The sequence below is a fragment of the Amycolatopsis sp. genome (assembly GCF_025464955.1).
Classification (GTDB): domain Bacteria; phylum Actinomycetota; class Actinomycetes; order Mycobacteriales; family Pseudonocardiaceae; genus Amycolatopsis.
The window spans coordinates 140,925-160,474 of sequence record NZ_JAODNM010000056.1 but is presented as its reverse complement, the minus strand read 5'-3'; the positions used below and the strand labels follow the sequence as shown (position 1 = coordinate 160,474).

19 protein-coding genes are annotated in these 19,550 nt (G+C 67.6%); 14 read left to right on the top strand and 5 right to left on the bottom strand.

Annotation, left to right across the window (positions count from 1 at the left end):
• Positions 1-42 precede the first annotated feature (42 nt).
• The 6 genes from JWQ81_RS12415 (at position 43) to JWQ81_RS12390 (ending at position 5,520) form a co-directional block, all read left to right on the top strand.
• The gene (locus JWQ81_RS12415; protein WP_297540808.1) at positions 43-822 is read left to right on the top strand and encodes a DUF4097 family beta strand repeat-containing protein; all 780 of its coding nucleotides are present in this window, start codon (positions 43-45) and stop codon (positions 820-822) included.
• Positions 823-855: 33 nt separating this feature from the next.
• Positions 856-1,137, top strand: coding sequence for a hypothetical protein (locus tag JWQ81_RS12410; RefSeq protein WP_297540806.1), 282 nt, complete (start codon positions 856-858; stop codon positions 1,135-1,137).
• Positions 1,138-1,286: 149 nt separating this feature from the next.
• A complete protein-coding gene (gene dnaK / locus JWQ81_RS12405) occupies positions 1,287-3,173 on the top strand; it encodes a molecular chaperone DnaK (protein WP_297540804.1) in 1,887 nt (628 codons plus the stop codon).
• Positions 3,170-3,892: a nucleotide exchange factor GrpE gene (gene grpE, locus JWQ81_RS12400; protein WP_297540802.1), complete on the top strand. Its 723-nt coding sequence runs from the start codon at positions 3,170-3,172 to the stop codon at positions 3,890-3,892. The genes dnaK and grpE overlap by 4 nt, the downstream gene beginning before the upstream one ends.
• Positions 3,893-3,916: 24 nt before the next feature.
• Entirely contained in the window at positions 3,917-5,089 is a 1,173-nt protein-coding gene (gene dnaJ / locus JWQ81_RS12395) for a molecular chaperone DnaJ (RefSeq protein WP_297540800.1), read from the top strand.
• A 5-nt stretch (positions 5,090-5,094) separates the two neighbouring features.
• A complete protein-coding gene (locus JWQ81_RS12390; protein ID WP_297540798.1) occupies positions 5,095-5,520 on the top strand; it encodes a helix-turn-helix transcriptional regulator in 426 nt (141 codons plus the stop codon).
• Between the two features lie 567 nt (positions 5,521-6,087).
• Here the strand turns inward: JWQ81_RS12390 and JWQ81_RS12385 are convergent.
• Entirely contained in the window at positions 6,088-6,783 is a 696-nt protein-coding gene (locus JWQ81_RS12385; protein WP_297540796.1) for a dienelactone hydrolase family protein, read from the bottom strand.
• A 56-nt stretch (positions 6,784-6,839) separates the two neighbouring features.
• On the opposite strand from JWQ81_RS12385, the gene JWQ81_RS12380 reads away from it, so the two are divergent.
• Positions 6,840-7,742 (top strand): methyltransferase domain-containing protein, encoded by a 903-nt coding sequence (locus JWQ81_RS12380; protein ID WP_297540794.1) that lies wholly within the window; start codon positions 6,840-6,842, stop codon positions 7,740-7,742.
• Here JWQ81_RS12380 and JWQ81_RS12375 read toward each other — a convergent pair.
• Both JWQ81_RS12375 and JWQ81_RS12370 read right to left on the bottom strand, forming a co-directional pair.
• On the bottom strand, positions 7,718-8,818 hold the full coding sequence (locus tag JWQ81_RS12375; RefSeq protein ID WP_297540928.1) for a globin domain-containing protein: 1,101 nt from the start codon (positions 8,816-8,818) through the stop codon (positions 7,718-7,720). The two genes, JWQ81_RS12380 and JWQ81_RS12375, sit on opposite strands and share 25 nt — an antisense overlap.
• Positions 8,819-9,293: 475 nt before the next feature.
• On the bottom strand, positions 9,294-10,469 hold the full coding sequence (locus JWQ81_RS12370) for a globin domain-containing protein (protein WP_297540792.1): 1,176 nt from the start codon (positions 10,467-10,469) through the stop codon (positions 9,294-9,296).
• A gap of 341 nt (positions 10,470-10,810) precedes the next feature.
• On the opposite strand from JWQ81_RS12370, the gene JWQ81_RS12365 reads away from it, so the two are divergent.
• From JWQ81_RS12365 to JWQ81_RS12355, 3 genes are all read left to right on the top strand, one after another.
• Positions 10,811-11,284, top strand: coding sequence for a MarR family winged helix-turn-helix transcriptional regulator (locus JWQ81_RS12365; protein ID WP_297540790.1), 474 nt, complete (start codon positions 10,811-10,813; stop codon positions 11,282-11,284).
• A gap of 237 nt (positions 11,285-11,521) precedes the next feature.
• Entirely contained in the window at positions 11,522-14,119 is a 2,598-nt protein-coding gene (gene clpB, locus JWQ81_RS12360; protein ID WP_297540788.1) for an ATP-dependent chaperone ClpB, read from the top strand.
• Between the two features lie 93 nt (positions 14,120-14,212).
• Positions 14,213-14,953 carry a hypothetical protein gene (locus JWQ81_RS12355; RefSeq protein WP_297540786.1) on the top strand — a complete coding sequence of 247 codons (741 nt, stop codon included), beginning with the start codon at positions 14,213-14,215 and terminating at the stop codon, positions 14,951-14,953.
• 69 nt (positions 14,954-15,022) lie between these two features.
• Here the strand turns inward: JWQ81_RS12355 and JWQ81_RS12350 are convergent, their stop codons facing one another.
• On the bottom strand, positions 15,023-16,150 hold the full coding sequence (locus JWQ81_RS12350) for a hypothetical protein (RefSeq protein ID WP_297540784.1): 1,128 nt from the start codon (positions 16,148-16,150) through the stop codon (positions 15,023-15,025).
• 138 nt (positions 16,151-16,288) lie between these two features.
• On the opposite strand from JWQ81_RS12350, the gene JWQ81_RS12345 reads away from it, so the two are divergent.
• Complete coding sequence (locus tag JWQ81_RS12345; protein ID WP_297540782.1) at positions 16,289-17,056, top strand: SDR family oxidoreductase; 768 nt, start codon at positions 16,289-16,291, stop codon at positions 17,054-17,056.
• Positions 17,057-17,073: 17 nt separating this feature from the next.
• Complete coding sequence (locus tag JWQ81_RS12340; protein ID WP_297540780.1) at positions 17,074-17,937, top strand: LLM class flavin-dependent oxidoreductase; 864 nt, start codon at positions 17,074-17,076, stop codon at positions 17,935-17,937.
• Here JWQ81_RS12340 and JWQ81_RS12335 read toward each other — a convergent pair.
• Positions 17,930-18,484, bottom strand: a complete 555-nt coding sequence (locus JWQ81_RS12335) for a TetR/AcrR family transcriptional regulator C-terminal domain-containing protein (RefSeq protein ID WP_297540777.1) — start codon at positions 18,482-18,484, stop codon at positions 17,930-17,932. The genes JWQ81_RS12340 and JWQ81_RS12335 overlap by 8 nt on opposite strands.
• 278 nt (positions 18,485-18,762) lie before the next feature.
• On the opposite strand from JWQ81_RS12335, the gene JWQ81_RS12330 reads away from it, so the two are divergent.
• Together JWQ81_RS12330 and pyrE are read left to right on the top strand one after the other, a co-directional pair.
• Entirely contained in the window at positions 18,763-18,930 is a 168-nt protein-coding gene (locus JWQ81_RS12330; protein ID WP_297540775.1) for a hypothetical protein, read from the top strand.
• Positions 18,931-18,955: 25 nt separating this feature from the next.
• Positions 18,956-19,519 (top strand): orotate phosphoribosyltransferase, encoded by a 564-nt coding sequence (gene pyrE, locus JWQ81_RS12325; RefSeq protein WP_297540773.1) that lies wholly within the window; start codon positions 18,956-18,958, stop codon positions 19,517-19,519.
• The last annotated feature ends 31 nt before the right edge of the window (positions 19,520-19,550 follow it).

The window sequence follows — 19,550 nt, the reverse complement described above, 5'->3', positions numbered from 1 at the left end:
AGCGTCTTGAGGCATAGAAACCTGCTCTGGAGGGACTCACCCATGGGACGGCCGTTATTGGCAATCGGCGGGATCGCGTTGATCGGCGTAGGTGTGGCCGTGGCGATCGGCTTCTTCTCGACCTCGACGGCCCAAGCCGACGGCCGGGCGGGCGGCGCCGTCCACGGCGTCCGGATCGACCAGGACTCGGGCAACGTGCGGGTCCGGGTGGGCAACGTCGAGACGGCGACCATCCATGAGACCTTCCACTACACCTTCTCCAGGCCCGGAGATTCGTTCCGGCTCGATGGTGACCAGCTCGTCCTGGGCGACTGCGGCTCCAACTGCAGTGTCGACTACGACGTGGTGGTCCCGAACGGGACCGCGGTCACCGGCAAGACGGCCTCGGGGGACATCGATCTCGAAGGCGTCGCCAGCGCCGACGTCGCGGCCAGCTCGGGTGCGGTGCGCGTGCTGAACGTGGCCGGACCGGTGAACGTCCAGGCGAGTTCGGGGGACATCAACCTCCAGTCCATCGGCAAGGACGTCACCGCGAGGGCGAACTCGGGCGACATCGAGGCCACTTCGCTGGGCGCCAAGGTGAACCTGGGGGCCGACTCCGGTTCGGTGAAGCTCCACCTCGACGGCGCCGACGCGGCGAACAACGTCCAGATCAAGGCCCACAGCGGGGACGTCGACGTCACCGTGCCCAGCGCGACGTACCGGATCGAGGGCAACTCGGACAGCGGGGACCGCAACATCAGCGTCCCGCAGGACACGTCCTCGCCCCGGCTTCTGCAGCTCGACACCGACAGTGGCGACGTGACCGTCCGCGCCACCTGAACCTTTCGCACGAATCTCGGGGGAACAATTCAGATGAGCAGACCGGACAAGCGGATCCTTTGCGGCCTCCTGCTGGGCGCCGCGGGCGCGCTGGTGATCACGGCCATGGGGGCCGGGCCCGCGCCGTCGGTCACCGGTGCCGGTGCCTCCGACGGCGTCCCAGCCAGTGCGGTACACGTCACAGCGGTCTCTTTCCAGGGTGCCGAGGGCCGCTTCCACATCCTGTCGGACGTCCCGTTCACGGTACGAAAGGGCAGGTCACCCGGGGTGGGAACAAGTTCACCTGGTCCTTCGTTGGCACTGTACGAAGGTTGAGCGGGGTCGGCTCAAGTCTGGCTTGACGAGAGTGGCAGACTCCGGCTAGAACTTGAGTACTCCCCGCTCAATTACGACCCGAGCGGGTCCGCGCGGTCATCCGCGTCAGTCCCAGAGTTTTCAGCGAAGTACTTACAGGAGGAATCATCATGGCGCGTGCGGTCGGCATCGACCTCGGCACGACCAACTCGGTCGTCGCTGTCCTGGAGGGCGGCGAGCCGGCGGTCATCGCCAACTCGGAAGGCTCCCGTACCACCCCGTCCATCGTCGCCTTCGCCAAGAACGGTGAAGTGCTGACGGGACAGCCCGCCAAGAACCAGGCGGTGACGAACGTCGACCGGACGATCCGGTCGGTCAAGCGGCACATCGGTACCAACTGGACCACCGAGATCGACGGCAAGTCCTATACCTCGCAGGAGATCAGCGCCCGCGTGCTGATGAAGCTCAAGCGCGACGCCGAGGCGTACCTGGGCGAGGAGATCACCGACGCCGTCATCACCGTCCCGGCGTACTTCGAGGACGCCCAGCGGCAGGCCACCAAGGAAGCCGGCCAGATCGCCGGCCTGAACGTGCTCCGCATCGTCAACGAGCCGACCGCCGCCGCGCTGGCGTACGGCCTGGACAAGGGCGAGAAGGAACAGACCATCCTGGTCTTCGACCTCGGTGGCGGTACGTTCGACGTCTCGCTGCTGGAGATCGGTGAAGGCGTCGTCGAGGTCCGCGCGACCTCCGGTGACAACCACCTCGGTGGCGACGACTGGGACGAGCGCATCGTCACCTGGCTGGTCGACAAGTTCAAGTCGTCCAGCGGCATCGACCTCACCAAGGACAAGATGGCGCTGCAGCGCATCCGTGAAGCCGCGGAGAAGGCGAAGATCGAGCTGTCCAGCTCGAACAGCGCCAGCATCAACCTGCCGTACATCACCGTCGACGGTGACAAGAACCCGCTGTTCCTCGACGAGCAGCTGTCGCGCGCCGAGTTCCAGAAGATCACTTCGGACCTGCTCGACCGCACCAAGGCGCCGTTCAACAACGTCATCCGTGACGCGGGCATCCCGGTCGGCGAGATCGACCACGTCGTGCTCGTCGGTGGTTCCACCCGCATGCCGGCCGTGTCGGACCTGGTCAAGGAGCTGACCGGCGGCCGCGAGCCGAACAAGGGCGTCAACCCGGACGAGGTCGTCGCCGTCGGCGCCGCACTGCAGGCCGGCGTGCTCAAGGGCGAGGTCAAGGACGTTCTGCTCCTCGACGTCACCCCGCTGTCGCTGGGCATCGAGACCAAGGGCGGCGTGTTCACCAAGCTCATCGAGCGGAACACCACGATCCCGACCAAGCGCTCGGAGATCTTCTCCACCGCGGACGACAACCAGCCGTCGGTGCAGATCCAGGTGTTCCAGGGTGAGCGCGAGATCGCCGCGCACAACAAGAAGCTCGGCATGTTCGAGCTGACCGGTCTCCCGCCGGCCCCGCGTGGCGTGCCGCAGATCGAGGTCACCTTCGACATCGACGCCAACGGCATCGTGCACGTCCTCGCGAAGGACCTCGGCACGAACAAGGAGCAGTCGATGACGATCACCGGTGGCTCCGCGCTGCCGAAGGACGACATCGAGCGCATGGTCAAGGACGCCGAGGCGCACGCCGAGGAGGACAAGACCCGTCGCGAAGAGGCCGAGACCCGCAACCAGGCCGAGACGCTCGTCTACCAGACGGAGAAGTTCGTCAAGGACAACGACGACAAGCTCCCGGACGACCTGAAGGCCAAGGTCAAGTCCGCCATCGACGAGTCGAACGAGGCGCTCAAGGGCACCGACTCGGCGAAGATCCGCGAGTCCATCGAGAAGCTGAATACCGCTTCGCAGGAGCTCGGTACGGCGCTCTACGCGAACGCCAACGCCGCGCAGGGTGGCGCTGAAGGCGCTGCCGCCGGCGATGCCGGTTCCGCTGGTGCCTCCGACAAGGCCGATGACGTGGTCGACGCCGAGATCGTCGAAGACGACAAGCCCGCCGACGAGAAAGCTGGGGACGAGAAGAAGTGACCGAACACCACGACGAAACCGGGCGCCGTTCCTCGCCGGAAGAGCCGGTAGTGGTGCGAGATCGCCGAAAAGTTGACCCGAACACGGGCGAACTGCGCGAGCAGCCCGCCCCGGCCGAGCAGGATCCCGGAGCGGACGCCGCTTCGGGGCCTGCCCTCGGTGAGTCCACTGTGGACGACGCGGTGTCCGTCGCCGACCCCTTCACGGAGATCGAGAAGGAGCTGGCGGAGCGCACGGCCGACCTGCAGCGGATCCAAGCGGAGTACGCCAACTACCGCAAGCGTGTCGAGCGGGACCGCGTAGCTGTGGTCTCGGGCGCCAAGGCTTCGGTGGTCGGCGAGCTGCTGCCGCTGCTGGACGACCTCGAGCGAGCTGAACAGCACGGCGATCTCACCGGCGCCTTCAAGGCCGTCGGCGAGAAGCTGGTCAGCGGTCTTCAGCGGGTCGGCCTCGAATCGTTCGGCGCCGAGGGCGAGCCCTTCGACCCGAGCGTGCACGAGGCCGTGCAGCACAGCACGTCCCCGGACGTGGCCGGGCCCACGGTGACCATCGTGATGCGCCGCGGTTACAAGTTCGGCGAGCGCACGCTGCGTCCCGCACTGGTCGGCGTCACCGATTTCGAGGCGGGTGCCCAGACACCGGCCTCGGCCCCGGTGGATCCGCCGGTCGAGGGCGAGCTGCCGATCGATGTCGAATTCACCGATGAGAACGACCGATAAGAAAGCGAGAGGAGGAGACGTCTGATGAGTGCCAGGGAATGGGTCGGCAAGGACTTCTACCGTGAGCTGGGCGTCTCCTCCGACGCCACCGCCGACGAGATCAAGAAGGCGTACCGGAAGCTGGCGAAGGAGAACCACCCCGACGCCAACGGCGGCAACACCAAGGCCGAGGCGAAGTTCAAGTCGGTCTCCGAGGCGTACGGCGTCCTGTCCGATACGGCCAAGCGCAAGGAGTACGACGAAGCCAAGCGCATGTTCGGCTCCGGTGGGGCCGGCGGGTTCGGCTTTCCGGGCGGCGGCCAGACCGGCGGCTTCGACGCGACTGACATCTTCGGTCAAGGTGCCGGCGCCCAGGCCGGAGGTTTCGGTGGGCTCGGCGACATCCTGGGCGGATTGTTCGGCCGTCGCGGTGGTGCCGCCGGTGCCGCGCCGCGTCCGCAGCGGGGCGCCGACGTCGAGACCGATGTCCGTATCGACTTCGCCGAGGCGGTCAAGGGCGCGACCCTGCCGCTGCGCCTGTCGAGCCCGGCGACCTGCGCCACCTGCGGTGGCAACGGGGCCAAGCCCGGCACCACGCCGCACACCTGCCCGACCTGCAGCGGGTCCGGGTTGGTGAGTCGCAGTCAGGGTTCGTTCGCGTTTTCCGAGCCGTGCCCCGATTGCCGGGGCCGCGGCTCGATCATCGACGAGCCGTGCCCGGAGTGCCATGGCGAAGGCATCAGCAGCAGGCAGCGCACGCTGACCGTGCGGATCCCGCCCGGCGTCAACGACGACCAGCGGATTCGGCTGGCCGGCCAGGGCGAGCCCGGCAAGGGCGGAGCGCACGCGGGTGACCTGTACGTCCGCGTGCATGTCGCCCCGCACACGGTGTTCGGGCGCAAGAACCTCGACCTGACGATCGCCGTCCCGGTGTCGTTCACCGAACTGGCCCTCGGCGGCACGATCACCGTGCCCACGCTCGAAGGCAAGGTCTCGGTCAAGGTTCCGTCGGGCACGGCGAGTGGTCGCGTGCTTCGCGTGCGCGGCAAGGGCATCACGAAGCGGGATGGCTCGCAGGGCGACCTGCTGGTGACCCTGCAGGCGGCCGTGCCGTCCACATTGGACGAAAAGGCGAAGGAAGCGCTGGAGGCCTACGCCTCGGTCGTGTCCGGCAACGACCCGCGACCGGAGATCACAGAGCTGTTGAAAGGCCGGTAAGCGTCATGTTCGGTGGGAACCAGCCAGGTGCCGACGAAGACATGCCGGTATTCGTGATTTCGGTCGCCGCCCAACTCTCCGGCCTGCACGCGCAGACCCTGCGCTCGTACGACCGGCTGGGCCTGGTCTCGCCCGGCCGGACTTCGGGCGGCGGCCGCCGGTATTCGATGCGGGACATCGCGTTGCTCCGCGAGGTGCAGCGACTGTCCCAAGAGGACGGTGTGAACCTGGCGGGCATCAAGCGCATCATCGACCTGGAGAACCAGGTCGACGCGCTGCAGGCTCGCCTGATCGAGCTGACCGAAGAGCTCGACGCCACCTACGCGGCCGCAGAGCGCGCCACCGCCGCGGTACACGCCTCCTACCGCAAGGACCTGGTTCCCCTGCACCGGCAAACCGCCCTCGTCGTCTGGAAACCCAAACGCCGCTAAGTTGCGATCAAAGCAGGGCACTTTTGTGGCTCTTCGGTCGTATGTGTGGGTGCTGGTGTGGGACTCGCCGGTCTGACTGTGGAACTCGCCCTCGCTGAACGTGGGACTCGCACAGCACATCGGCGAGTCCCACACTCCGGCCCGGCGAGTCCCACGTTCACGCCGACGAGTCCCACAGTCACCACCAGCCGACCACACCGCTGACCTCAGGAACCTCACCAGCCACACCGACACCACTGAGGCGTCGCGGACCCACACATACGACACAAGAGCCACTTTTGTACAAAAGTGCCCTGCCTTAGTACTTAGCGAGGGCACAAAGGCACAAAAGTGCCCGTTGCTTCGTGTCCGTGGGCGGCCGAGCGGGCCGTTTCCCTCGCAACTCGCCGTCGACTTGCGAAACGGACATCTGGCGTGGCACGGCCAACTCCCGTGCACAGATCGCGAACTCCCGTGTTCAGATCGTCGAGTTGCGGTCACCGGCGTCGCACTTTTGCGCTTTGTGGGGTGTCTTAGTTTCTAAGAGACCGCAAGTCGACGGCGAGTTGCGTGATGGTGGAGTGCCCGTTACTTCAGGTGTTCTTGGAAGAAGGCGTCGACGCGCTGCCAGGCGTCTTCGGTGGCTTCGGCGTCGTAGCTCATGCCGACGAACTTGCGCAGGGTGTTGAACGGCGGCGGCATGATCTGGTTCGCGAAACCGTGGCCGGCGCCCGGGTACTCCTTGACGTCGTGGGGGATCTCGCGCTGTTCGAGTTCGGCAGTGAGGGTGTCCGCGGCGCCCTTGAGGCTGAAGTCCTTCTGGCCGTAGCTCGCGACGATTGGACACGCGCCTTCGAGGGTCGCGGCCAGGTCCTTCGGCATCGCGCCGTAGTAGGGCGCCGACGCGTCGAACTCGCGGGCCGCGGCGACGAGCGCGAAGCCGCCGCCCATGCAGAACCCGACAATGCCGATCTTGCCGGTGCAGTCCGTCCGGTCGGTGAGGACCTTCCGTGACGCCTCGATGTCGTCGAACGCCCGGCCGGTGCGGGCGAACAGCTGCGTGAACACCGACTTGACGCAGCGGACCAGACCGCCGCGCGAGTACATGTTGGGGCTGAGCGCCAGGTAGCCGTCGGTGGCGAACCGGTCGGTGATGGTCCGCGCGTCCTTGCTGAGGCCGAACAGGTCGTGGATGACCACGATCCCAGGATGAGGGCCGGGGCCCTGCGGCTCCGCCAGATACCCTTCGATGGTGCCGTCCGAAACCGGTACTCGCATCTCCATGGGCAAACGATAGCCGCTCGGACAGGCATCCCGCGCGTCCGTCGGGAGAGGGCCAAGTGACCGTTCCCGAGGAAGACCAGTGGGCCGCGTGGTTCTCGCGGCGCCGCCACGGTGGCGATCCTGAGCAGCTGCGACGCACGTTGGAGTACCTCGCGCCGATCCGGGACCGGGTCGTCCGGAATGCCGGGTTGTCGGTCGGTGACACGGTTCTCGACGTCGGCTGCGGTGACGGGTTGATCGCGTTCGCCGCGGCGCAGGTGGTCGGGCCGTCCGGCTTGGTGATCTTCAGCGACGTCTCCGCCGATCTGCTCGCGCGGTGTCACGAGCTGGCCGCCGAGCTCGAGTTGACGGACCGCTGCCGGTTCGTCCAGGCGCCGGCGAGTGAGCTCGGTGAGGTCGCCGGGATGAGTGTCGACGCGGTCACGGTCCGCTCGGTGCTCATCTACGAACCGGCGAAAGCGGACTCTTTTGCCGAGTTCTTCCGCGTGCTGCGCCCCGGCGGGCGCCTCTCGATCTTCGAGCCGATCAACCGCTTCGCGGCTTCGCCCGACGGCCGGTTCGTCGGCTGCAATGTCGACGGTGTCACCGATCTCGCGGCAAAGGTGCGTGCGGTGTACGAGGCCATCCAGCCGCGCGACACCGATCCGATGCTCGACTTCGACGAGCGTGACCTGCTTCGACAGGCCGAGCAGGCCGGTTTCGACGACATCCATCTTCGCCTCGACGCCGACATCCGCAAGCACGTCTCGGCGTCGTGGGAGGCGGCCTTGCGCAGCGCGGGGAACCCTCGCATCCCCACCCTCGGCGAAGCCATGCACCAGGCACTCAGCCCGGATGAGGTCGCGCGGCTGTCCGCCCGCCTGCGCCCGCAGTTCGAAGGCGGGACCCGGCAGGACCGGATGGCGGTCGCCTACGTCACGGCCAAGAAGCCCGATCAGTCCAGGGTGAACGGGTCGTAGCTGATCTTCGAGAGGTCGGCGCCGCCGTCGAGCAGCTGCGCGATGGTCACCCGGATCATTTCCGGCGAACCGGACACGAGGATCTGGTGCTCGGTCCACTTCCCGGACTGGGTGACCGCCTTGACCAGCGTCCCCTGATAGCCGCCGCTGACGGTGGCCTTCTCGGTGACCGGCGTGACGGTCAGCCATGGACACAGCGCTTCGAGTGTTCGCAACCGTTCGAGGGCGTAAAGGTCCTCGGGCTCGCGTCCGCCGAAGAACAGTTGAACCGACGGATTGCGTTTCCAGCGGGTCAGGTCCTCGAGGATCGACATCAGTGGCGCGAGACCGGTCCCGCCGCCGATCATCAGCAGCTTCAGCCCTTCCGCATGGTGGACGCTGAGCGCGCCGAGCGCGGGGCCGAGCCGCCAGACGTCGCCGACCCGCGTGTTATGCACGATTGGCCGGCTCACCCAGCCACCTTCGACCGCGCGAACGTGGAACTCGATCGTGCCGTCCTCACGCGGCGCGTTGGCCGGTGACAGGTACCGCCACAACCGCCGCCGCTGCGGAATCTCGACGCTCACGTAGTTTCCCGCGCGGTACGGAAACAACCATTCGGGCCGCACCAGGACCATCGCGAGGTCGTTGCCGATGCGCTTGTGCCCGGTCACCGTCGCCCACCACCACGCGGGGCCGGTCGCGGCGGCGGCCGACTCGCGCATGGTCTTCGCGATCAGGCCGTAAGCGGTGGTCCAGGCGATTTCGACGTCGGTGGTCCAGCGTTTCCCGAGGAACCGCTTGAGCGCGGAAATCAGCGCCATGCCCACGGCGTCGTAGTGCCTGGCCAGCACGTCGAACTTGCGGTGGTCGCGCCCGAGTTGGCCCAGGAACGTGACGAGCTCATCGGGCCGGTCGACCATCTGCACGACGTACACGAGCGCCCGCAACAGGCGGTCACGCTGGGTCGTCATGTTGACCGGGAACAGGTTCCTGGTGTCCGGCGCGATGACGAACAGCGCACCGTAGAAGTACTGGGACAGCTCCTGCGCCCGTGCTTCCACGGCGGCGAAGCTTTCGCGGATCAACTGCGCCATCTCGCGGCCGCCGGGAATGACCGGAAGCGGCACGAGTGCGGAGTCGGACTTTACTGATTCAGCAGTCATCGGTGAGCCGTGATCTCCCATAAGACCGGACCGCTGGTGATTGTCCGGTGGGTTGTTGGTGGTCCCCGAGAGTGCTCGACTGTAATGCGGGTATCGCCGTTTGGATACCGGCTCCGATAAAATGCCTCGAACGGAGCAATGTGCGGTGAATGCCTGTGTTTTCGGCGATCGGTTCGCGAAGATCCTTGTGGCAGTGGAGCTTCTGAGTTACCTGGCTCTAACGGAGAGCACATGCACAGCAATTGCGGATACGTCAAGAAGCTCTATAAAGATCAAGTTATCGATCGGCCGGATGCGCAAATGATCGACTTCGTGCGTGAGCTGGGAATAGCGTTACCGTGTACCCCGAATACCGGGGTAACGGGGTAACGGTCAACCTGGGGAATACCGGCGAAAGCGGCTGGAATCAGTCGATCGTGAACGGGTCGTACTTGATCTGGTCCAGCGCGCTGCCGGCGACGAGCATGCGCGACACCGTCGCGCGGATCATCGACGGCGAGCCGGAGACCAGCACGTCGTGTTTCGGCCAAGCGCCGTGGCGGGTGACCGCTTCGGGCAGCGTGCCGAGTTCGAACCCCGCCGTGGGCTGTCCGCGCTCGACCACCGGCACGACCGTCAGCCAGGGGTTGGTCGCCGCAAGCGCCCGCAGCTGCTCGAGGTCGTAGAGGTCTTCGCGGCCCGGTCCGCCGTAGAACACCTGCACAGACGGGTTGTCGCCCCACTGCGCGAGGTTGTCGAGGATCGAGCTGAGCGGGGCGATCCCCGTGCCGCCGGCGATCATCAGCACGTCGCGACCGGACTCGCGGTCCACCTTGAGGCGGCCCAGCGGCGGGCCGAAGCGCCAGACGTCGCCGAGCTGGGTGTGGCTGACGATCGCCCTGGACACCCAGCCACCGTCGACCGCGCGGACGTGGAACTCCATGCCGCCGTCCTCGCGCGGGGCGTTGGCCGGCGAAAGGTACCGCCACAGGCGCGGCCGCTGGGGCACTTCGACGCTCATGTACTGCCCCGGCAGGTACGGCACGGGCTGGTCGGGCTGCAGGCGGACGAGCGCGAGGTCCCAGGAGAGCCGGCGATGCTCGACGACGGTGGCGGACCACGACGCCGGGTTCGTGTCGGACGCGGCGGCTTCCTGCATCGCGCGCGCGACGATCGTGAAGGCTTCGGCCCACGCGCGCTCGACCTCGGGGGTCCAGTCCGGGCCGAGCTGGTTTTTCAACGCGGCGAGCAGCGCGGTGCCGACGGCTTCGTAGTGGCGGGGGATCACGCCGAACTTGCGGTGGTCGCGGCCCAGCTGACGCAAGAACGGCACGAGGTCGTCGGGCCGGTCGACCATCTGGACGATGTGCACGAGCGCGCGGACGAGCCTGCCCCGCTGCACTTCCATGTTGATCGGGAAGAAGTCGCGGGTCGCGGGCGCGAGGGTGAACAGCATCCCGTAGAAGAACTGCGAGATCTCGGGGGTGTACGGCTCGGCCTTCATCCAGGCGTCCCGGATCAGCCGCACCATCGCGGTGACGGCGGGCGGGGCTTCCCGATGGTGCGACGACCGGGGCAGCGGGCTGACCGCGTCGGCCGTCATCAGGTGGTCCGAGTTTCGGGTGGGGTGTCGCGTACCAAGGGTCGATTCCGATTTATTCACGTGCGGGCGGGACGGGGTGGCTTCCGCGCGGCGGGTCGGTGTATGCGGAGCATGCGCGAAAATTCACGAGTATTCCGCCTTTCCTGCCAAACGCACGCCAGGGGCCCGGGGGTTTCGGGTTGCCCGAAGACTAGCCGGACGGGACCCTTTTGCCCGCATGGTTGCTCCGGACGGGTGTATTCGAGAAAGCCGGGTGTGGCAGCTCACCCGCGCCGAAGGCTGCCGAGCGAGCCATCCGGACTTATAGTTGTATGGCGCAACCAAATGGGAGTAGGACAGCGATGAGCTCAACCGACGAGGTCCGCCTCGAGCTGATGCGTCAACTGAAGTTGGCTTCACAACTGCAGAACGCTTGGATCTCGCAGGTTTGGCAAGGCGACGAGAGCATGCACCCGGCAGCCGGCATGCTGCTGTCCGACTTGGCCAAGCACGGCGAGGCGAGGCCGTCTGAGCTGGCCAAGCGCCGGATGGTGGACACCTCGGTGATCAGCAGGCAGATCGCCCAGCTCTCCGCGGCCGGGTTGATCGAGCGCCGCCCGGCCCCCGAAGACGGTCGCGCGTCGCTGATCCGGGTCTCCGAGAAGGGCGCGCGCGAACTGGCGAAGTGGCGCAGGCTGTACCTGGAGTTCATGTCTACGGCGCTCGGCGACTGGGATGAAGGGCGCATAGCGGACCTGTCCGACCGGCTGGCGGAGATGAACTCGGACCTCCGGCTCTCGCTCGGCACTCGGGCTCCTTGCAACGCTCCTGGCTGAACTCTTCAGACTCGCCGCTCGGCCGAGGTCCGTCAGACCTGTCCCGTCGAGGGTGGCTTCACCGTGTCGGGTGAGGCGCAGATAACGGGTGGTTTCGGCCATGATGGTCAGACGCGCGGAGGCTCGGCGCGTTGGTTTCAAAGTTGAGCGGAACAGACTCAACTTTCCTGACGTTGTACCTGTCGACGGGGGATCATAGGGCCCTGTCACCAGGAATTTTTCAACCAGAGGTGAGGGATGGACGCTTTCAACCCGACCACGAAGACCCAGCAGGCGATCTCCTCGGCGGCGCAGGCGGCCACGATGGCCGGCAACCCGCACGTCGCGGCGTCGCACCTGCTGAGTGCTCTGCTCGAGCAGGGCGAGGGGCTCACCGCACCGCTCCTGACCGCGGTCGGTGCCGATCCCGAGCAGGTCCGCAAGGAGCTCGAGCCGATCACGCACTCGCTGCCGTCTGCCACTGGTGCCACGGTGTCGAGCCCGCAGTTCGACACCAACGCCGTCAAGTCGCTGAGCTTTGCGCAGAAGCTCGCCACCGATCTGGGCGACGAGTACGTCTCGACCGAGCACCTGCTCGTCGGCCTCGCCACTGAAGGCGGCGCTGTCGCCGACCTGCTGAAGCGGCATGGTGCGAACGCGGACGCGCTCCGCGACGCGTTCGAGAAGGTCCGCGGCTCGGCCCGGATCACCAGCCCGGACCCGGAGAGCACGTTCAAGGCGCTGGAGAAGTACGGCGTCGACCTGACCGACCGCGCCCGCGCCGGTGAGCTCGACCCGGTCATCGGCCGTGACACCGAGATCCGCCGCGTAGTGCAGGTTCTGTCGCGGCGCACCAAGAACAACCCGGTGCTGATCGGGGAGCCCGGCGTCGGCAAAACGGCCATCGTCGAGGGGCTCGCCCAGCGGATCATCGCGGGTGACGTCCCCGAGTCGCTGCGCGGCAAGCGGGTCGTCGCGCTCGACCTCGGTTCCATGGTTGCCGGCGCGAAGTTTCGCGGTGAGTTCGAGGAGCGGCTGAAGGCCGTCCTCAAGGAGATCACCGACTCCGCCGGCCAGGTCATCACGTTCATCGACGAGCTGCACACGATCGTCGGCGCCGGCGCGACCGGTGAAGGCGCGATGGACGCCGGCAACATGATCAAGCCGATGCTCGCCCGCGGTGAGCTGCGGATGGTCGGTGCGACCACGCTCGACGAGTACCGCCAGCACATCGAGAAGGACGCCGCGCTGGAACGCCGTTTCCAGCAGGTGTTCGTCGGCGAGCCGTCGGTCGAGGACACCATCGGCATCCTGCGTGGGCTCAAGGAGCGCTACGAGGTGCACCACGGTGTCCGCATCACCGACGCCGCTCTGGTCGCCGCCGCGACCCTGTCGGACCGGTACATCACCGCCCGGTTCCTGCCGGACAAGGCGATCGACCTGGTCGACGAGGCCGGTTCCCGGCTGCGTATGGAGATCGACTCCCGGCCCGTCGAGATCGATGAGGTGGAGCGGGTCGTGCGCCGGCTGGAGATCGAGGAGATGGCACTGTCCAAAGAGGACGACCCGGCCTCGAAGCAGCGGCTCACGGCGTTGCGCGCGGAGCTGGCCGAGCGGCGTGAGCTGCTCACCGCGCTGACCGCGCGCTGGCAGAACGAGAAGGTCTCGATCGAACGTGTCCGCGACCTCAAAGAGGAGCTCGAACAGCTCCGCGGCGAGTCCGAGCGCGCGGAACGAGACGGCGATCTCGGTCGCGCGGCCGAGCTGCGCTACGGCCGGATCCCGGCGCTGGAGAAGGAGTTCGACGCGGCCACCGCCGCCAGCGAGGCGACCTCCAAGGAGCAGCTGATGCTCAAGGAGGAGGTCGGCGCCGACGACGTCGCGGACGTCGTGAGCGCGTGGACCGGGATCCCGGCGGGCAGGCTGCTCGAAGGCGAGACCGGCAAGCTCCTGCGCATGGAGGACGAGCTGACCAGGCGTGTCATCGGCCAGGCCGAAGCCGTCAAGGTGGTGTCCGACGCGGTGCGCCGGACGCGCGCCGGGGTCGCCGACCCCGACCGGCCGACCGGGTCGTTCCTGTTCCTCGGGCCGACCGGCGTCGGTAAGACCGAGCTGGCGAAGGCGCTGGCCGGGTTCCTGTTCGACGACGAGCGGGCGATGCTCCGGATCGACATGAGCGAGTACGCCGAGAAGCACTCGGTGGCCCGGCTCGTCGGGGCGCCTCCCGGCTACGTCGGCTACGACCAGGGCGGGCAGCTCACCGAAGCCGTGCGGCGTCGGCCGTACTCGGTTGTCCTGCTCGACGAGGTCGAGAAGGCGCACCCGGACGTGTTCGACGTGCTGCTGCAGGTCCTCGACGACGGCAGGCTCACCGACGGCCAAGGCCGTACGGTGGACTTCCGGAACACCATCCTGGTGCTCACCTCGAACCTCGGTTCGCAGGTCATCGCGGACGCGCAGCTGACCGAACGGCAGCGGCGGGACGCGGTGCTCGAGGTGGTCCAGCGGCAATTCAAGCCGGAGTTCCTCAACCGGCTCGACGACATCGTCGTGTTCCACTCGCTCGGCGCCGAGCAGCTGGCGTCCATTGTGGACATCCAGATCGATCGGCTGGCGACCCGGCTCGGCAAGCGCAGGCTGACCCTCGAGGTCACGCCCGCGGCTCGCGAGTGGCTGGCGCTCACCGGCTTCGACCCGATCTACGGCGCGCGTCCGCTGCGGCGGCTCGTGCAGTCGGCGATCGGCGACCAGCTCGCGAGGGCGCTGCTGGCCGGGGAGATCCTCGACGGCGACACGGTCCATGTCGACATTCCGGAGCTCGGCGGCAGTGACACCCTGATCGTCACGCGCGCCTGATCCGGGAACCGATACGCGTGAATAACCCGAACAGGGGCCGGCGACACGGCGAGGGGGGAGTCACCTGGGTCGCCGGGACGATACGCTGGACACGTGGGTATTTCGGCGTGGATCTGGTTCGTCGTCGCCGCGGTCGCGTTGGTGGCCGGGCTCGGGTTGCTCGCTGCCGACCGGACGAGAGAAGGTTCGCGCAACCGGGAACGGATGCGCTGGGCCAATCTCCGCGGCTGGCAGTTCGTGGAGTCCGACGACCGGCTGCCTCGGCAGTGGTCCGGTGGTGCGCTGGGGTACTTCGGCGCCGAAGCCGCGGCCAACGTGGTCGCCGGCTCGACGTTCACCTCCGACGGCCGCCGTCCGGTGTTCATCTTCGACCTCGAGGTCAACGGCCAGATCCCGACCGTGGTCGTGGCCGTCCGCTGCAACCGCGTGCACTCGGTGCTGCTGGAGATGTGGCTGGCCAGCGTGCCGTTCCAGCGTGAAGGCATGCCGGAGCTGCTCGGTCCGATCGGTCAGCGCTACGCCTTCGCCGACGACGTCGCCGGAGCGCGCGCGCTCATCACCCAGGACCTGGTCGACGCGGCCGACTCACTCGGTGGCGACGTCGGCGTGGCGTGGCTGGAGAACGAGTGGGTGCTGGCCAGCGTCGTCCCGAACGCCGGGCCGTCGCGGCTCGAGCGGCTGCTACGCGACCTCGGCGAGATCGCGGACATCGTGGACCCGTTCGACGAAGAGGTCGGCGCCGGCGGGCGGCACTGGACACCCGACGCCGGCGGATCAGCCGAGGCCGACATCGCCGCCATGGACGACGTCCACACCCCCCAGGAAAACGCGTGAGCGTTTAGGCCGGTTGCTGAGCACTGCGGGACACTCGCACCCGGGCGGGGGCCGGAACACTCAGGAGTCCTAGTGTTGCGGCTGGATCTGCAGCGGCGGCGCGGTGATTTTCAGGCCGCCGCCGACGGGTGCCTGGTCGAAGAGCTGCACGCTGAGGTGGCCGTCCTGCGAGATACGGCTGTTTTGCGTGGTCGCGGGCGCGGCGGGCACGCCGTTCTTCGCCACCTCCGTCACGCCGCCGGCCGTGCTCGCGCTTGTCGCCAGCCCGGCGTCGATGTGGAACACGTGGTCCAGTCCGAGGCTCTGCGTCTCGCTCGTGTCCAGCGACAGCTCGCCGCCGCGGGTGAACCCGCCGACGGACTTCGCGTTCGGCCACACCAGGCCCTTGATCGACCCGCGATAACCGGAGTCGGCCGACTGGCTGGTCGAAGTATCGGCTGACAGCGGTCCGAGGTGCCCGCCGACAGCGTGGGACTGATGTGCCGCGACGTCGGCGCCGTCGGAGACCGTCGAGGTGAGCAAGCCGTCGGCACCGCGTGCGACGTCGAGCAAACCGGTGAACGAGCCACTGCCGTCCTGCTCCGACGAAGTGCCGAACGACGCGAGGTCACCGAGGTCGACGGCGTAACCGTCGGTGTGGGTCAGGCCCACGTTCCCGGCGAGCCCGGAAACCGCGTGCAGGTTTCCGTCGTTGCTGGTCAGCGCAGTCGTCCTGGCCAGGCCGAGCTGCGGTGAGTTCACGAACTCACCGATCGCGTCGACGCCGCCGGGAAGCCTGATGGCGTCGTACCGCGAATCGGAGACCGCGAGCCGGTGGCCGTCCTGCGAGGACGGGCCGATCTGCCCCTGCGCGGGGTTCAGCGGGAGTGTGGTGAGGGCGGTGTTCGCCGTTTCCAGATGGTGCGTGGACCGGTCGAGCCCCTGGACGACCTGATCGCCGAACCTGCCCGTGTAGATGTCGTTGTTCGCCGCGGTCGCGAAGCCGGTCAGCACCGACGACGTACCGGAGGCGATGTCCGTACTGTCGACCCGCAGATCCTTGTCGAATGAGCCGCTGTGCTGGTGATCGATCGGCACCGGCAGCGAGGGCTGGTCGGCCCACGCCGTGGCCGGACCGGCGATGAGCAGGGCGAACGGCGCGGCACCGGCGGCGACCTTGGGCAGGTAGCCGGCTTTTGGCTTGCTGTGCGTACCCATGGCGGAACGGTACTTCCCGTCATCCGCCCTTGCATGTCGGGCCCTCACCAGCTGGTACGTGTGTGACTGATGTGGCGCTTGGTGCGTTGCAGAGCGCCGTCGGCTCCCCGCCGACTGACTCTGTCGGTACCGTGGGGCATGACCTCAACCGCCCTGATCACCGGAGCGACAGCCGGCATCGGCGCCCAGTTCGCCCGCACGCTCGCCGCCGAGGGGTACGACCTCGTGCTCGTCGCGCGGGACAAGGACAGGCTCACCGCGTTGGCTGCGGAGCTCTCCGATCGACACGGTGTCACCGCGGACGTACTGCCCGCTGATTTGTCCACTGTGGACGGACGAGCTGCCGTCGAGGAGCGGCTTGCGGGGGAGCCGGTGGAGCTGCTGGTCAACAACGCGGGCTTCGGGCTCAACGGCGAGTTCTGGACGATCCCCGCCGACCAGCTGCAGAATCAGCTCGACGTCAACGTCACCGCCGTGCTGCGGCTGACCAGGGCCGCGCTCCCCGGGATGATCGAACGCGGACACGGTGACGTGATCAACGTGTCCAGTGTTGCCGGCTTCTTCCCCGGCCGCGGCTCGACGTACACCGCCAGCAAGAACTGGGTCACGTCGTTTTCCCAGGGTATCGCCGCCGGTCTGCCGCCGGGCATCCGGATGTTGGCCCTGTGCCCCGGATTCACCACGACGGAGTTCCACGAGCGCGCGGGGCTGGGGACACCGGGGCCGAAGTCCTTCTGGCTGTCCGCCGACCAGGTCGTCACCGAAGCGCTCGCGGATCTGCGGCGCGGCAAGGACATTTCGATCCCCAGCCTGCAGTACAAGGCTCTGGTGGGGATCGGCCGACTGATCCCGCGCGGGCTGGTGAACCGCTTCGGCGGCAGTCTTTCCGGCCGCGGCCGCACGTGAGTGCCTGGTCAGATCTCGTGAGTGGCCCGGCCGGTTCTGACCGGCCGGAACGCTCACCAGCGGTTCGCCACGGCATCTACCTGCCGCCGTTCGGTCCCTTCGGCGATCCCGCGGCGCTCGTCGACCTCGCGGTTCGCGCCGAAGCAGCGGGCTGGGACGGCGTGTTCCTGTGGGATCACCTGGTGACCGACGCGATGCCGATCGTCGATCCCTGGACGACGTTGGGCGCGATCGCCCAAGCCACCGAACGGATCCTGCTCGGCCCGATGGTGACCCCGCTCGCGCGTCGGCGTCCGTGGGTCGTCGCACGCCAGGCCGCCACGGTGAGTCGCCTGTCCGGTGGCCGGTTCGTCCTGGGCACCGGCCTGGGTTCCGACGAGTCAGGCGACTTCAGCCGGTTCGGCGAACAGGAGGACATCCCGACGCGGTCCGCCATGTTCGACGAGGGGCTCGACATCGTCCGCGGTATGTGGGCTGGTCAGGCGTACCAGCACGACGGGCCGCAGTACGACGTCACCCTGGAGGCGACAGCGCCGGAACCGCATCGCATTCCGGTCTGGGTGGCCAGTTCCACCAACAATCCGAAGGTTGTCCAGCGCGCCGCGGGCTGCGACGGCATCTTTCCCAATCCGGACGACCACACCTTGTCGCCCGGCGAAGTCGCGGACATCGTCGCCGCGGTGGGGGTGGTCGACCGGCCGTTCGACGTCGCGGTCGCGGGCAACGCCAGCCCGGCCTGGAACGAGCCGAACGACATCGATCTCGCCGCGCTCGTCGACGCCGGAATGACCTGGTGGATGGAATCCCTCATCCACTTCGACCCGCTGGAGCTGTCCCTCGAAATCGTCGACGCCGGCCCGCCGCCCGTGACACTCACTTGAGCCACGCCCGGATCCCCAGCAGCAGCATCTTCACGCCCTCGGCGAAATGGGCTTCCGTATCGTCGAACAACTCGGGGTAGCTCTCGTCGCGTTGGCCGGGCGCGGGGTTGACGGCCTGCTCTTCGGTGGTGAAGCCGATGACGAAGCTGTACAGGGTGAAGGTCGCCCGGAACGCGGTGCGTTCGTCGAAACCCGCTTCCGTCAGCGGCCGGCGGGTGTCGTCCGCGGGTGATCCTTCGTCGGTGAAGTAGCTGCCGGAGTAGACCTTCGCGCCGTCGCGGTAGCTGAGCATCATCCGGCGCAGCCCCCAGGCGCGGGCGGCCAGCAGGTCGGCCCAGTCCCCGTCTGACTCCGGCAGCTCGGCGTCCCGGTACATCTGGGTCGCCATCTCGTCGAGCAGCTGCTGCTTGTTCTTCAGATGCCAGTACAGCGCGGGTGCTTTGACCCCGAGGTCGTCCGCGATCAGCCGGAGGGTGAGGCCGTGCAGGCCGACTTCGTTGAGCAGCCGTAGTCCGGCTCGGGCGATGTCCTGCCTGGTCAGTGCCATTTTCCTCCTTCAACCTGGAAAGCTTAACGCTATTAAGTGGATCCTGGTGATCAGCGGAGATTAACGTTGTTAAGGAGAGTGAAGTGGACACCGAGGTGATCGAACGGCCGGATTCTGTTCCGCCACAGTGGAATGGGGTCGTCGACGTGATCGACCAGAACACCGGACACCTATGCGGCTGACCTCGGCAAACATGTCGGCGACACGATCATCCTGCGGCTCGGCGGTGGCACGCCCGACACCGCGCGGCCGGCACCATCGTCTCGGCCGGCGCGATCGTGCCGTTCAGCCTGGTGGTGAACGACTCGCCGCTGCCGATCGGTCCATTGTGGATCTACCTGGCGGTGGCCGGAACGGTCACGGCGCTCGCACTGGTCGCTACCTTGGTCCCCACCTGGGTGACCACCCGAACACGACCGGCTGACGCGGCGATGTCGGGTGAGTGACCGCGCGTATGACAAACTCACGGGCGTGGCGAACCCCGGGTTGGATCAATCGGCGAAACTCGAACTGGTCAGGCTGGTCACCGATCTTTCGGTGGTACACGGCAAGGTGACGCTGTCCTCGGGCAGGGAAGCCGACTACTACATCGACATGCGGCGGGCGACGCTGCACCACGCGGCGGCCCCGATCATCGGCCGCCTGCTGCGGCAGCTCACCGCGGACTGGGAGTACGTAGCGGTCGGCGGGCTCACGCTCGGTGCCGACCCGGTCGCGCTCGCGATGCTGCACTCCGCGGCCGACGACGAGATGGTGCTCGACGCGTTTGTCGTCCGTAAGGCCGCCAAGCAGCACGGTATGCAGCGCCGGATCGAAGGCGCCGAGGTCCGCGGCCAGCGGGTGCTCGCGGTCGAGGACACGACCACCACCGGCGCCAGCCCACTCGCCGCCGTCGCCGCGCTCCGCGAGGAAGGTGCCATCGTCGTCGGGGTCGCGACCATTGTCGACCGCGACACCGGCGCCCGCGAGGCCATCGAGGCCGAAGGCCTGGAGTACCGCTACCTCCTGAGCAAGGACGACCTCGGGCTCGAGTAGTTCGTTCGCTGTCATGGACTCGCCCGGGTGA

Excerpts from the sequence above, each read along its gene's own strand:
- JWQ81_RS12415 (WP_297540808.1), top strand. The coding sequence starts at position 43 with ATGGGACGGCCGTTATTGGCAATCGGCGGGATCGCGTTGATCGGCGTA.
- JWQ81_RS12410 (WP_297540806.1), top strand. The coding sequence starts at position 856 with ATGAGCAGACCGGACAAGCGGATCCTTTGCGGCCTCCTGCTGGGCGCC.
- dnaK (WP_297540804.1), top strand. The coding sequence starts at position 1,287 with ATGGCGCGTGCGGTCGGCATCGACCTCGGCACGACCAACTCGGTCGTC.
- dnaJ (WP_297540800.1), top strand. The coding sequence starts at position 3,917 with ATGAGTGCCAGGGAATGGGTCGGCAAGGACTTCTACCGTGAGCTGGGC.
- JWQ81_RS12390 (WP_297540798.1), top strand. The coding sequence starts at position 5,095 with ATGTTCGGTGGGAACCAGCCAGGTGCCGACGAAGACATGCCGGTATTC.
- JWQ81_RS12385 (WP_297540796.1), bottom strand. The coding sequence starts at position 6,783 with ATGGAGATGCGAGTACCGGTTTCGGACGGCACCATCGAAGGGTATCTG.
- JWQ81_RS12375 (WP_297540928.1), bottom strand. The coding sequence starts at position 8,818 with ATGGCGCAGTTGATCCGCGAAAGCTTCGCCGCCGTGGAAGCACGGGCG.
- JWQ81_RS12370 (WP_297540792.1), bottom strand. The coding sequence starts at position 10,469 with ATGACGGCCGACGCGGTCAGCCCGCTGCCCCGGTCGTCGCACCATCGG.
- JWQ81_RS12365 (WP_297540790.1), top strand. The coding sequence starts at position 10,811 with ATGAGCTCAACCGACGAGGTCCGCCTCGAGCTGATGCGTCAACTGAAG.
- clpB (WP_297540788.1), top strand. The coding sequence starts at position 11,522 with ATGGACGCTTTCAACCCGACCACGAAGACCCAGCAGGCGATCTCCTCG.
- JWQ81_RS12350 (WP_297540784.1), bottom strand. The coding sequence starts at position 16,150 with ATGGGTACGCACAGCAAGCCAAAAGCCGGCTACCTGCCCAAGGTCGCC.
- JWQ81_RS12345 (WP_297540782.1), top strand. The coding sequence starts at position 16,289 with ATGACCTCAACCGCCCTGATCACCGGAGCGACAGCCGGCATCGGCGCC.
- JWQ81_RS12335 (WP_297540777.1), bottom strand. The coding sequence starts at position 18,484 with ATGGCACTGACCAGGCAGGACATCGCCCGAGCCGGACTACGGCTGCTC.